This window comes from Candidatus Albibeggiatoa sp. nov. BB20 (assembly GCA_016744725.1).
GTDB lineage: Bacteria > Pseudomonadota > Gammaproteobacteria > Beggiatoales > Beggiatoaceae > Albibeggiatoa.
The window spans coordinates 26082-39915 of sequence record JADGDW010000014.1 but is presented as its reverse complement, the minus strand read 5'-3'; the positions used below and the strand labels follow the sequence as shown (position 1 = coordinate 39915).

The window sequence follows — 13834 nt, the reverse complement described above, 5'->3', positions numbered from 1 at the left end:
GAGATAAGGCTTTAGTCATAACATTAATGCAATGCATACAACGTACGCAGTTACGGTTATCAATGTCTAAAGTGTCATCATCATTTAAAGATAATACATTCGTTGGGCAACGAGAAATCACATTGTCAATCACATATTTGCGGCCTTTATCAGCAACAAATTTGATGACTTCTTCTTGCTTGACTTTGATGTCATCACGCCATGTACCAATGATTGACATATCTGCACGTTCAATTGAGTTCATGCAATCATTTGGACAACCTGATACCTTGAATTTGAATTTATAAGGTAATGCTGGACGGTGCATGTCATCAAGGAAGTTATTAACCAAAGTGCGGTGAATTTGTTGCTCATCAGCGCAAGACTGTTCACAACGTGCTGCACCTACGCAAGACATACCTGTACGAACCGCAGGACCTGCACCACCTAAGTCAAAACCTAATTTGTTTAATTCATCAAATGCAGGCTGTACTTTATCAGTACTTACACCTTGGAACATGATGTCGCCACTTTGGCCATGAAATGCGATTAAACCTGATCCATATTTTTCCCAGATGTCGCAGAATTTACGCATGATGTCAGTGTTATAGTGCATACCCGCTGGTGGCTGGATACGCAATGTATGGAATTCTTTAGACGCTGGGAACTTAGCAGCCACTTCAGAGAAACGAGGAATAACACCGCCACCGTAACCTATAACGCCTACAGTACCACCTTTCCAGTAACCTTTACGTGTTTGGTAGGAGTGCTCTAATTGACCTAATAAGTCAACCATCATATCTTGATAAGGTTTACCCTCATCGTTTGCTAACCGTTTTAAGCCAGTTACAAAACTTGGCCATGGGCCGCTTTCTAACTGGTCAAGGTTAGGTGTTTGGTGCATCTCTTTTGCCATCTGCTCAGCTCCTGATATGTCTCTAAGGTGAAATGTGGCTGTTAAGACGTTTTGTCTTAAGACATACCACTGTTTCTGATTATTCGTTAAGAGAGGTCAACAAGGTGAAACCACTCCATCCAAAAACTTTTACTTTGTTGCGTATTTTCTAGTTTTTATTTTATTGCAGCGCACAATAAACTTTTTACTTGAAAGTATACTGTGGTTTTATATTATTACTACATCGTAATATAATAAAATAGTAATTTAGTGATGTTTAGTCAAGTAAAAAATTAAAAATAAATATCAAGCTATTATGCAGGGTTTTTATTTTTACCTAGGTTAAACATTTTGCTAAAAGCACCTTTTTATAGTTGATAAAAATAGTCAGCTTTCAGTTTAAAGTCAAGAAGGATATTATGAAAAACATACAAATACCATTTAGCATGAATTCTCAGGAGCGTCAAGCAAGCCCCTTTTATTTATCTAACAGTGCTAGTTATTTAGCTTGGAGAGACAGTAAGTTAGAAGGCTATCCTGTGGGTATAAAAGATTTGATTATCCCCATAAAAAATCCCGAAAATCTGGCGTTTTCTGAAAAAACTCAAATATTGAGGCTATTATACAAAACCAATATGGCTTTTTATCAGATAGAAACTGATACCAATGTTAATAAAAACAGTTTGGCTTTATTAGGAAAACAATTTGGGCTGGAACATATTGATCGTACTTTAACTGCTGAAGGGGAGGATGGAATCACACCCTTGCAAGTAGAAGCAGGTGGTGAACGTCATGATTACATTCCATATACAAATAAGCCGATCAACTGGCACACTGATGGTTATTACAATGAGGCGGGTAAACCTGTGCAGGTGATGCTATTGCATTGTGGTCGCTCTGCATTGGAAGGCGGTGATAATCAAGTAGTGGATAATGAGTTAGTTTACATTCATTTACGTGATAAGAATCCAGCCTATATTGAAGCGTTGATGCAAGATGATGTAATGACAATACCCGCCAATGAGCAAAATGGGCAAATCTTACGCGCAGAGTCGGTGGGCTCAGTGTTTTCAATTAACGAACAAGGCGGCCTCTATACACGTTATACGGCACGCAAACGTCATATTGTTTGGAAGGATGCACCCATTGTCAAAGAAGCCGTGGCAGAGCTGAATGGGTTCTTAAACTCGGATTCGCCATATATTTTTCGCCATCGTTTAGAACCGAATCAAGGCTTGATTTGTAATAATGTATTACACAATCGCAGTGGGTTTAAAAATGGAGATGATTTAACAGCGCAGCGTTTGATTTATCGAATTCGGTATTATGATAACGTTCGGGAGGTTTGATATAGCGGAAAGTTATCTATTTTCATATACTCAATTGAATAGATTGTTATTGATAGAGATAATTTATGTCTAGTGTTATATTATAGAAAATTCCATATAAAGAGTTATTATTTTAATGCAATAAAAATGGTTTGATAAATATTATCAATGTTACACCGTATATTTTGAGCACACCGTTTAAGCACAGCTCAACAATGTTCAATGGGATTAAAATCAGGAGAGTCGGGAAACAAAAACAATAATTGACATCCATGCTGTTCAATGATTTCGGCTAAAGCCTTTGATTTATGGAAGAAAGCATTATCAAGGATAATAGTAAATCCACCTCCAAGAGCGGGAAGTAAAGCCTGTTTGAAGTAAGTTTCCATGACATTTTTATTGCAACTACCCTCGAACATGATATTTTTAATAAAATTAAAAAAGTTATATCACCTTATAAAAACCTGGCTAAGAGATTGAATCCATAGATGATGATTTTATTTCTCAAATAATTACTCAATCTGCTCGTGTTGGACAGATTCATTCCTCTGAAATTGCTACTTAATGGTGATGGTATTGAACTAAGTTAAGTGATTTTATTCTAACTTAGCGTATTATTTAATTATGACAAAGTACATACAATTAAATCTTTATCTATTAAAATATTTCTTTTTCAGCTGAATCATATATACGGTTTAGCTGAAAAGTTTGCTTAGTTAAAATAGGGAAATGATTGTGAAGTTACTTCTAATTATCTTATTGTTCACAACTGCGGTTAATTCTTCTGCAAATGAGTATGCCAATAAAAAAGTGTTGCATATCGACTCTTATCACTCAGGATATCCTTGGAGTAAAGGTATTCAGCAAAGCATTAAAATAATATTAGAACCTTATATTACTGATGATGGGCTGAGTTTGCATACTTTTGAAATGAATACAAAACGCAATAAGTCAGAACAATTTAAAATAATGATGGCAAATAAAGCACGCCAATTGATTGAAAAATTAAAGCCTGATGTCGTCATCGTGTCTGACGATAATGCGTCAAAATATTTGGTTGAACCCTTTTATAAAAATGATAGTTTACCTTTTGTTTTCTGTGGACTCAATTGGGATGCTTCTATATATGGCTATCCTTATAAAAATATAACGGGCATGATAGAAGTTGATTTATCTCATACTTTAATTAAGCGAATGGCACGCTATGCTAAAGGGAATAGAGTGGGTGTATTATCTGCTGACACTTTATCTACACGTAAAAATGTTAAATATCAGCAATCTGTACATAAAACCCAATATCATAAAATTTATTATGCCAGTAATTTTGAACAATGGAAAACCACTTATCAAAGATTACAAACAGAAGTAGATATGCTGCTTTTGATTAACCATCCTCTTGAAGGTTGGGACGATGATTTGGCAGAACAGTTTGTTTTAGAGGAAACCAGAATAATAACGGGTAATGTTATTGATTGGATGACAAAATTTGCAGTTTATAGCATTACTAAGTCAGCAGAAGAGCAGGGAAAATGGGCTGCCAAAGCCGCTTTAACTATTCTTAAAGGTTATTCACCTAGTTCACTTCCAATTGTGAAAAACCGAACAGGGGAAATTTATATTAATTTGAAATTGGCTAAACGTTTAGGTATTGAGTTTAACTCGGAATTATTAAAGGTTGTTAATGTCATTGGTCAGGAATAAATGCTTTATAAACAGAGTAGCAATCCAAATATAAAACAGGATTATATTATGTAGTATTGTGGCTAGAAACAGTTACACCGTTCCTTGGTTTACAAGCTTTATCTGATGGTGCTTATATTGATGATAAAGCAACGACTCGTAGAAGACATGATGTTTTTTTTTAAAATAGCAATCATTCTTTCAATTACTGCGAAATATATTGAGTTTGATATAAAATGGGATAATACTGACTATTTATACTTTAGCTTGGTCATCTCTGTATTGATTTTTTTAACAAAGGAATATGGTCAGGATAGAACACTACTCCCCTTACTTTTATTACTAGAAAATACGCTGTTATTTTTTAACATCATTTCTATTAAAATATTAATTACTGCCTTTTTTGTTTTGGGAATTATGCTTGTATGTTTATTTTTTATATTAAGATCAAAATATAGAAAATATCCATAAATTTTAAATTATTTAATTTGACTCCCCAACTTTCAATTTTTTCAAACGCAGCATAGGAATTTTTATTCCACGCTCACTGTCCTCTAATAAGTATGGTTCAATGCCGATTTGGATTTTACTGGTTTGACGATCGGGTGGTTCTAAAATCTCTTCGGTTTCCAGTTCCAAATTACGCACATGATCATCGGGGTGTTCTGGATATTCTGGCTCTTCACGCAATTGAGAAATATTAATCGCTGAACGCAAAAATACAACTTGCTCAATCTGATATGCCGCTTTAAATGCTAAACGCTTACTGTTCGCCAACAGGCTAAAACTAGTGCCTAACGCTAACGCAATAATCGCCATTGCAACAATAATTTCTAGTAAAGTAAATCCATTTTGCTTATTCACGTTCAAACTCCAACATTTCCCATTCAGCCTTACCTGTTAATGGATTCAAAGTGATTTTGGCTCGATAATGCTTAAAACTCATTAAAATTTCGCTGCCACTACTGCCACCTTCAGGATAAAATGTAATGCTACAAGTCATCTCTTTTTTTTCTTCATTATCCTGCTTTTCTTTGTCTTCAGCATCAGATTGAGACTGACATTGTAAACCTGCACTACGAGCTATCCAGTGGTCAGGCTTTAATCTTAGGGGTCGCGGTGCTTGTTGGGTATTGCTTTGTAAAACCACAGTGGTATCTTTCCCTTGGATAATAGACATCCGACGACCATATTTTAAAACGCTTAGGGCTGCTCTTACATCAGATTGAAAGAACGTTGATTGACTGGCATTGATTCGCGGCACAACCAAAACGGCTGCCATTGCAATAATAGCCATCACCACCATCAACTCAATAAGTGTAAAACCACGATTCATTATATTCATCATTTTAAGTAAAAGTCTCATATCTAAGCTTAAATTCTATCATTTTAAGCCACTAATGGTTGTGAAAAACTTAAGCTTATAACTAAACTTATGAACAAATTAATTGACTTTATGGCCTAAGTAAGGATAATACGCTAAGGTTTTGTATATATAAAGCTTTATACAAACCTAAAGATATTTTTATAGAAAAGTTTTTTTATTGGTATATATTTCTTTATTTATTAGCATATTATACAAACAGCACTGTTTTATAATAGTTAAATAAAGACCGAAAAAAATTGTCATTTCCTCTCCATTTCTGCTACTTTATGTTGCAGTGCGGCAAGCTTTATCCCAGCAAGCAAACCATTTTTTTGCACATTGTGGTTTAACTGTTGGCCTTTTCCTACATAAAAAGGGGGTATAATGAGTACTGAAACTGTCACAATTACGGATAATACAACGGGTAAGTCAGTCGAATGTCCAGTCCGTAAAGGTACGCTTGGACAGCCAGTCATTGAGTGTCAAGGTATTGCCAAAGAATTAGGCATGTTTACTTTTGATCCTGCATTTGTAACAACGGCAAGTTGTGAGAGTGCGATTAGTTATATTGACGGTGACAATGGTATTTTATTACACCGTGGTTATCCTATTGATCAGTTAGCAGAAAATAGTACTTATTTAGAAGTTTGCTATTTATTACTCAATGGTGAATTGCCTACTCAAACAGAGATGGTTGAGTTTGAAGGTAAAATCAAACGTTTATCTTTGTTACATGAATCATTAATTGGTTTCTTCAATGGATTCAAACGTGATGCTCACCCTATGGCAATGTTAGTCGGCGTTGTGGGTGGTATGTCTAGTTTCTACCACGAAGAAATGGATATTTATAACCCAGAACACCGTGAATTATGCGCAATGCGTGTTGTGGCGAAAATGCCTACGATTGCTGCGAAAAGCTTCCGTTATTTATTAGGCCGTCCTTACGTTTATCCACGTCATGACTTAAACTACGTAGAAAACTTTGCAAATATGATGTTTGATTTACCTAATCGTGAATCTACATTGAATGCAACAGCCGTACGTGCTTTAGATATCATGTTAATTTTACATGCTGACCACGAGCAAAATGCAAGTACATCGACTGTACGTTTAGCAGGTAGTTCACAAGCTAATCCTTATGCATGTATTTCTGCGGGTATTGCGACACTTTGGGGGCCTGCTCACGGCGGTGCAAACGAAGCTGTTATCAAAATGTTAAATGAAATCGGTGATGTGAAAAATATTCCTAGCTTCATCGAAAAAGTTAAAGACAAAGAAAATCCAACCCGTCTTATGGGCTTTGGACATCGTGTTTACAAAAACTTTGACCCTCGTGCGACAATCATCCGCAAAGCATGTCATGAATTATTAGAAGCTTTGGATGCTGGCGATCAACAGCCTATGTTCCAAATCGCAATGGAATTAGAACGCATTGCTTTAGAAGACGAATACTTCGTAGATCGTAAATTATATCCAAACGTTGATTTCTACTCAGGCATTATCTTAAGTGCTTTAGGCATCCCAACTAACATGTTTACACCATTATTTGCTGTAGCACGTTCAGTTGGCTGGATTGCACAATGGAAAGAAATGGTAGAAGAACCAGGCTTGAAAATTGGCCGTCCTCGCCAAGTTTATACTGGCTATGCAGCGCGTGATTATACGCCAATTGCAGAACGTTAATTTTTGTATTTAAGTTAGCTGAAAGTAGGCATTCTAATTCATTTTAGCGTGCCTATTTTTTTGTCATATAAATAGTATGATGTGCCCCACATTACTTTTGCAACCTATGCTAAATTCCATTTTAGTTGTGATTAGTTTTTAACTAACAGAACCACTCATCTTCAAAGGGCTGTTGATTTAAAATTTGAAAAATGAAGCTCATTTGTTGAGATTATTTTATCGCTATTTCGATTTAATTCTATTAGTCAGTTATTTGAGAAACGTATTAGGATTCCAATAATCCTTAATGTCAAAAATAAGCTCATTTTTCAATGTGATAATTGAACTGGCTCGAACTTCAAAACGTTTTTGACTAGCAGGCAGATTTGGCAAATCACCTATATGCGTACCTGACATCACCCATGATGCAGCGGCTGAATTATTATCACCTGCTACAATTTGTGTCGGTTCAACTTTAAAATCTGGTACGCCACTGTAAGTTAATACTACAAATGAGCGGATTTCATCAATACCCACAAACTTCGCGCCAAATGCTAAATCCTCAAATACAGCATTGTTGGTAAAAAATTGAATCACATTCTCAGGATTGCCTGTGCCCCATGCCGCATAATATTGTTTTAATAGCTGTTCGATTTCTACTGAATTCATTGATTATTCCCTTTTAAATTGTAGAAACTGCCTAAACTATCATGTTTAAACAGCTTCAAATCCATCTATTTAATTTTAATGCCATATACAACCGTATATAACACAGGAATCACCAATAAGGTGAGTACAGTCGCAAAGCCCAAACCAAACATGATGACCACTGCCATACTGTTATAAAACGCATCAAATAAGAGTGGAATCAAACCAAGAATCGTGGTAACTGCCGCCATGAATACCGCAATCACCCGACTGACTGAAGCATGAAATACTGCCTCATAGGGTTCTTTGCCCTGCTCTTGCTCTAATTTAATTTGCTCGACCAGCACGATACCATTTTTCAATAACATTCCTGACAAGCTTAAAAAGCCTAACAAAGACATAAAACCAAATTCGGCATTCATCAATAACATACCTGTGGTGACACCAATAATGGCTAATGGCACGGTTGCCCAAATCACTAACGGCTGGCGCAGATTATCAAATAAAAACACTGTAATCATGAACATAAACAAATAGCCCATAGGCAAAGAACTGAAAAGTGAAGCCTGAGCATCGGTTGCACTTTCGTATTCTCCACCCCATTCAAATTGATAACCTTCAGGTAATGCAATTGCTTCAACTTGAGGTCTGATCTGTTTAAATAACTGATCCGCATTGATATGACCACGATGATCGGGGTCTGCCATGATAGTCATAGTGCGTTTACGGTCTCGGCGTACAACCAAAGCGTCTTCCCATACCGTTTCAAATCCAGAAACCACTTGAGAAATAGGCACATAACGTTGATAAATGCTGCTCCAAATTTGGATTTCATTCAAGCTATTTACTTCTTCGCGTTCATCCTGAGGTGGTCGCAAAATAATGGGTAATAAATCAACGCCTTCACGATATAAACCAATTGATAAACCTGAGAAATTCAAACGCAACGCTTCATCAACATCTTGCTTACTGATGCCAACCCGTCTTGCCCATGTTTCTTCAAACTGCGGTCGAATGATTTTCACAGGCTCACGCCAATCATCTCGAATATTGGTTGCGTATGGGTTGCTATGAAAAATCTGCTTCACTTTTTGGGATAATTGACGTAATACTTCAGGGTCAGGGCCACTAATACGAGCTTGAATTTTCGCATTATCTCCCGGCCCAATTTGTAAACGATCCAATTTAGCAAACACATCAGGGAAGTTTTCCGCTAAGCGTTTGCTCAACAACGCCAGAGACGAATCAATATTTTCTTTGGTGTCCACTTGTACCAATAACATGGCATACGAGGCATATTGTTTTTCTGGCGAATAAGTCAGCATGAATCGGTCTGCACCACGCCCAATCGAAGCCGTGACTGCAGTAATATGCTCATCTTGTTTAACATATTTTTCAATTTCTGCGACTTTTAGCTCCGTGTAACGAATATCTGTTCCTTCAGGCAGCCATAAATGAGCAAAAAACATTGGGGTATTTGAGGATGGGAAGAAAGATTGCTTAACCAGTGTAAACCCGTAAATACTAGCGACTAAAGCCACAACCATCAGCAATAAGAATACAAACCGAAATCTTAGGCATACACGTAGCACAAAGCGGTAAATACTAAAAATAAAGCCTTTATAAGGATCATCTTGCTCGCCTCCCGCATTGGCTATTTGTTCTTTAAAAAAGATGCTGGCAAAATAAGGTGTTAAGGTAATGGCTGTAACCCAACTTAATAATAAAGAAACCATCAATACCGTAAATAATGTACCAACAAATTCGCCGACCGCATCTTGAGATAAACCAATCGGTGCAAATGCCATAATGGCAATCACGGTTGCCCCAAGCAATGGAAATTGGGTATTAGCCACCACTTCTTTTGCCGCTTCTAATCGAGTCAGCCCACGTTTTAATCCAACTAAAATCCCATCTGTGACCACAATCGCATTATCTACCAGCATCCCCAGTGCAATAATTAAAGCACCCAGTGAAATCCGTTGTAAATTGACTTCTAATAATTGCATACCAATGAATGTGCCGAGAATAGTGAGAAATAAAATCAAACCCATCAAAATTCCACTACGTATCCCCATGAAAAATAACAATACACCAATCACAATTAATACTGCTTCACCCAAGTTAACCAGAAAAGCATTCACTGATTTTTCAACTTCTTTTGGCTGGTTATAGACTTCGGCAATATTGATACCGATGGGGCGATATACTTCGAGTTCAACTAATCTCTTTTCAATGGCTTTACCGACGATGGTGACATTGATATTTTTGGCAAATGAAATACCGAGTGATAATGCTCTTTCACCTTCATAACGATATAAATGGCTGGGGATTTCGGCAAAACCGCGTGTAACCTTAGCGACATCACCTAAATAAATTTGTTGGCTTGCGCCTTGGTTACTAACAACCAGTTGTTCTAATTCGCTGACATCACTATATGCACCCGTAGGATTGATACGAATATATTCCCGTCCCACTTGAATATGCCCTGCATTGGAGACTACATTTTGAGCTGCTAATAATTGATATAAACGTTGCACAGAGATGCCCAGCTCGGCCATGCGATGGCGGGAAATTTCAACAAAAACTTGGGCTTGCTGATTACCTGTGACTTGTACTTTGCCCACTCCATCGATTAATACTAAATCACGACGTAGATAATCAACATAATTCTCAAGTTCTTGATAAGAATAATCTTTTCCTGTAACCACTAATAAAATACCAAAGACATCCCCAAAATCATCAAAAACCCGTGGTGGATTAGCACCGGGAGGAAGATAGGGTTGCAAGTCATTTACTTTTCTACGTAATTCATCCCAAATTTGTACTAATGCTTCACCGTCATATTTCTCTTTCATTTCTACTTCGATTTGAGATAAACCTGCACTACTGATGGAGCGGATAAAATCTACATAGGGCAAGCTTTGAATTGCATTTTCAATTGGTAATGTCACCTCTTCTTCCACTTCCAGCGGTGATGCACCCGGATATTGAGTCACAACCAAGGCTTGTTTAATCGTGAATTGCGGGTCTTCCAACCGCCCTAAACCCGTAAAGGCAATAATGCCTCCAATCAATAAAATCAGGGTAAACATAAGACTAATTGTACGATGTTCAATCGCATAGACGGCCAGATTCATTACAGCCCCCTTTCATTTGATAGTGGGCGTACTTTGGTATTTTCTTGAATTTGGGTAACACCTGCCGCGACAATTTGTTCTCCTAGCTTAACACCACTTAATATTTCAATACCCGCTGCGGTTAATGTACCCACGGACACTTCTCGTTTGTTAACTTTCAATGTGGTCTCATCATATACCCATATTGCAATCCGTCTCGCTCAGACTTGAATACACAAGCAGATGGGATTTTTATAGTGGTTTTGGTTTGATTAGAAATTAAGGCCAAATCAACAACTACTTTGGCTGACATGCCAGGCAATACATTAAAGTTTTTAGGCTTTTTAAGCATCAAACGTACTTTATAGGTTCGAGTTGCCGAATCAGCTTGCGTATCAATTTCATGAAAATCGGCTAAAAAAGTTTGTTCAGGACGCGCATCAAAAATAACTTGGTTTTTGGCTTTTTTGGCTTGTTCTCGATCTTCTACTGAGGCCACGACTTGTTCAGGTGCTTGAAATGCAATATAAATATTATCAGAGCTTTGCATCATCACTATTGATTTTCCTATATTTACCTGTTCGTAATTATCCGCATAGACTTTAGACACTTCACCCGTAAATGGCGCGTAAATTTTAGTATAGCTAAGATTGTCTTTTGCTTGTTTTAATCCTGCTTTGGCTGCCAACATTTCAGCTTTGCGTGAATCAAAATCCGCTTTGGAAACATGACCCTGTTTCACCACTTTCGCGGCGCGATCATATTGTGCTTTGGCTAAGTTATAACGCGCTTGGCGGTCAAATACTTGGGTCTGAAAATCTTTAGGGTCAAGCTGAGCAATGAGTTGACCTTTTTTGATTTCCTGACCTGCTTTGACAGGACGTTTAATCATTTGTCCATTGACTCTAAAAGCGAGTTTAGCTTCATTAACTGCTTCAACAGTCGCAGGGAAAGTACGCAGATTTTTACTGCTTTGGTCATCAACCGTAATAATTTTGATGGGGCGAATAAGATTGGGAGGTGGGGCAATTTCTTCAGGTTCAGGTAGACAAGCAGTAAGTACAAGGCTAACCAAGCCAAGTAATACAAGTTTAGAGACAAGTTGCATAGCAATTCCTAAAGTCTGTATTGTCATCATTCAACATAGCACTATTCATTAAAACAGGTCAAGAAGTATAAACTATTACAAAATACGGTTTATTTTCATGTATTATTTTATTGTATAATATCAATGTATTACATTGTAAATGTCAATTTTATAAAATACTTAATCATTAAAATTGTGGATTCAAGCCATGTTTTTTCAGATTATTTATATCCTGCGAAAACAAAGCATATTGTTAAAGCATTGCAATCATTTGCTTAGCTTGATTGGAGAGGGTATTTAAAATATAGTTTCAGCCGATACACCTAACAATTTTTAATGATTAAATTTTGAATTTAAATGAATATGATGAGGTATAAAATATTTGATTTATAGATTTCAACTGAACTTTATAGGAAAGCTGGCAATCTTGATTTATCCCAACAAAGGGCTTTTTAACATTTAAGGACTGCCAGTTCCAAATATAAAATTTAGCCCGCTAATAAAGCTTTAACAACCGCATCACCCATTTGAGCTGTGCTCACTTCTGTGCCACCGTCACCAGCAATATCTTTAGTACGTAAACCCTCTTTAAGCACTTGGCTTACAGCGGCTTCTATTTTATCCGCTAATGCTGTTTGATTTAAGCTATAACGTAATAACATCGCTACAGACAAAATTGTTGCCAATGGATTTGCAATGCCTTGACCTGCAATATCAGGGGCAGAACCATGACTTGGCTCATACATACCCTTATTATTCTCATCCAAAGACGCAGAAGGCAACATGCCGATAGAACCTGTTAACTGAGAAGCCAAATCAGATAAAATATCGCCAAACATATTTGTTGTCACCATCACATCAAACTGTTTTGGATAACGAACTAATTGCATTGCCGCATTATCAACATACATGTGAGTCACTTCCACTTCAGGGTAATCTTTAGCAACACGATCAACCACATTACGCCAGAATTCTGTTGCTTCTAATACATTGGCTTTATCTACAGAACATAAGCGTTTCTCACGTTTCTGCGCACTTTCAAAACCAATCCGTGCAATACGTTCAATTTCACTTTCAGCATAAACTAAGGTGTTAAAGCCTTCTTGTTCACCATTATCATTGGTACGAATGCCACGTGGTTGACCAAAATAAATCCCGCCTGTCAATTCACGTACAATTAAAAGGTCTAAGCCTGCAACCACTTCAGGTTTTAAGGTTGAAGCGTTGGCTAATTCTGGGTATAAAATCGCGGGACGTAAATTTGCAAATAAATTCAATTCTGCCCGTAAACCTAATAAGCCTTTTTCAGGACGGATTGAAATATCCAAAGGTTCCCATTTTGGACCACCAACTGCACCAAGTAATACCGCATCTGATTTTTTTGCTAATGCTAAGGTTTCAGCAGGTAAAGGGCCGCCTGTCGCATCAATTGCAGCACCACCAACTAAGGCTTGCTCTAACTCAATATCAAGACCAAAGTTGGATTTTAAAGTATTTAATACTTTTTCCGCTTCAGTCATAATCTCAGGACCAATTCCATCACCCGCTAACATGGCAATAACATGACTCATAATATTTCTCTTTAGGTTGATACGCGATTTTTATAAAAGCGAGCTAGTATAGAATAAAACCTTAATCAGTATCAATTTTTACCCCAGATTTTCTATGATTACCTTACAAATAAAAATGAATAAATAAAAGTAGCTTACAATGGTATTGACAATTTAGCTTGTTGATTGTTTCACTTGTGAGTTACGACAAGTTTGCATACAATGGACTATCTCAAGCGGTTTGAGAGTCAAAGTGAGGTAGTTATTTTGCAAGGTTTACTTTCCATCATTATTCCTACCTTCAATGCCCAAGCAAGTATTATTGATACATTAACTCCTCTACAAACTTTACGTGAACAAGGTCATGAAGTGATTGTTGTAGATGGTGGTAGCAGCGATAATACTTGCCAGCTTGCAACCCCTTTGGCTGATAATGTCGTCACTAGTTTACGTGGACGTGCCCAGCAAATGAATTTAGGGGCACAAGTTGCAACTGGAACAGTGCTGGTTTTTCTCAGTG

At 37.1% G+C, this 13834-nt stretch carries 13 protein-coding genes; 4 read left to right on the top strand and 9 right to left on the bottom strand.

Annotation, left to right across the window (positions count from 1 at the left end; all coding sequences use genetic code 11):
• The coding region (gene dsrA / locus ABXH34_RS03040; RefSeq protein ID WP_353570386.1) for a dissimilatory-type sulfite reductase subunit alpha at window positions 1–895 on the bottom strand (895 nt) is incomplete at its 3' end.
• Window positions 896–1293: 398 nt separating this feature from the next.
• On the opposite strand from dsrA, the gene ABXH34_RS03035 reads away from it, so the two are divergent.
• On the top strand, window positions 1294–2223 hold the full coding sequence (locus ABXH34_RS03035; RefSeq protein WP_353570385.1) for a TauD/TfdA family dioxygenase: 930 nt from the start codon (window positions 1294–1296) through the stop codon (window positions 2221–2223).
• A gap of 188 nt (window positions 2224–2411) precedes the next feature.
• On the opposite strand, the gene ABXH34_RS03030 is transcribed toward ABXH34_RS03035, so the two are convergent.
• A complete protein-coding gene (locus ABXH34_RS03030; RefSeq protein WP_353570384.1) occupies window positions 2412–2621 on the bottom strand; it encodes a transposase in 210 nt (69 codons plus the stop codon).
• A gap of 316 nt (window positions 2622–2937) precedes the next feature.
• On the opposite strand from ABXH34_RS03030, the gene ABXH34_RS03025 reads away from it, so the two are divergent.
• The gene (locus ABXH34_RS03025) at window positions 2938–3903 is read left to right on the top strand and encodes an ABC transporter substrate-binding protein (RefSeq protein ID WP_353570383.1); all 966 of its coding nucleotides are present in this window, start codon (window positions 2938–2940) and stop codon (window positions 3901–3903) included.
• Between the two features lie 462 nt (window positions 3904–4365).
• Here ABXH34_RS03025 and ABXH34_RS03020 read toward each other — a convergent pair whose 3' ends face one another.
• The gene (locus ABXH34_RS03020; protein WP_353570382.1) at window positions 4366–4746 is read right to left on the bottom strand and encodes a type II secretion system protein; all 381 of its coding nucleotides are present in this window, start codon (window positions 4744–4746) and stop codon (window positions 4366–4368) included.
• Complete coding sequence (locus tag ABXH34_RS03015; RefSeq protein ID WP_353570381.1) at window positions 4739–5218, bottom strand: prepilin-type N-terminal cleavage/methylation domain-containing protein; 480 nt, start codon at window positions 5216–5218, stop codon at window positions 4739–4741. Before ABXH34_RS03015 ends, ABXH34_RS03020 begins: the two co-directional genes overlap by 8 nt.
• 414 nt (window positions 5219–5632) lie before the next feature.
• On the opposite strand from ABXH34_RS03015, the gene ABXH34_RS03010 reads away from it, so the two are divergent.
• Window positions 5633–6931 (top strand): citrate synthase, encoded by a 1299-nt coding sequence (locus tag ABXH34_RS03010; protein ID WP_353570380.1) that lies wholly within the window; start codon window positions 5633–5635, stop codon window positions 6929–6931.
• 249 nt (window positions 6932–7180) lie between these two features.
• On the opposite strand, the gene ABXH34_RS03005 is transcribed toward ABXH34_RS03010, so the two are convergent.
• The 5 genes from ABXH34_RS03005 to leuB all read right to left on the bottom strand — a co-directional run bounded on the left by ABXH34_RS03005 (window position 7181) and on the right by leuB (window position 13335).
• A complete protein-coding gene (locus ABXH34_RS03005; RefSeq protein ID WP_353570379.1) occupies window positions 7181–7579 on the bottom strand; it encodes a nuclear transport factor 2 family protein in 399 nt (132 codons plus the stop codon).
• 65 nt (window positions 7580–7644) lie between these two features.
• The gene (locus ABXH34_RS03000) at window positions 7645–10698 is read right to left on the bottom strand and encodes an efflux RND transporter permease subunit (RefSeq protein WP_353570378.1); all 3054 of its coding nucleotides are present in this window, start codon (window positions 10696–10698) and stop codon (window positions 7645–7647) included.
• On the bottom strand, window positions 10698–10859 hold the full coding sequence (locus ABXH34_RS02995) for a hypothetical protein (RefSeq protein ID WP_353570377.1): 162 nt from the start codon (window positions 10857–10859) through the stop codon (window positions 10698–10700). The genes ABXH34_RS03000 and ABXH34_RS02995 overlap by 1 nt, the downstream gene beginning before the upstream one ends.
• The gene (locus ABXH34_RS02990; protein ID WP_353570376.1) at window positions 10856–11785 is read right to left on the bottom strand and encodes an efflux RND transporter periplasmic adaptor subunit; all 930 of its coding nucleotides are present in this window, start codon (window positions 11783–11785) and stop codon (window positions 10856–10858) included. The genes ABXH34_RS02995 and ABXH34_RS02990 overlap by 4 nt, the downstream gene beginning before the upstream one ends.
• 467 nt (window positions 11786–12252) lie before the next feature.
• Window positions 12253–13335, bottom strand: a complete 1083-nt coding sequence (gene leuB, locus ABXH34_RS02985) for a 3-isopropylmalate dehydrogenase (RefSeq protein WP_353570375.1) — start codon at window positions 13333–13335, stop codon at window positions 12253–12255.
• Window positions 13336–13581: 246 nt separating this feature from the next.
• On the opposite strand from leuB, the gene ABXH34_RS02980 reads away from it, so the two are divergent.
• On the top strand, window positions 13582–13834 hold a 253-nt coding region (locus ABXH34_RS02980), incomplete at its 3' end, for a glycosyltransferase (RefSeq protein ID WP_353570374.1).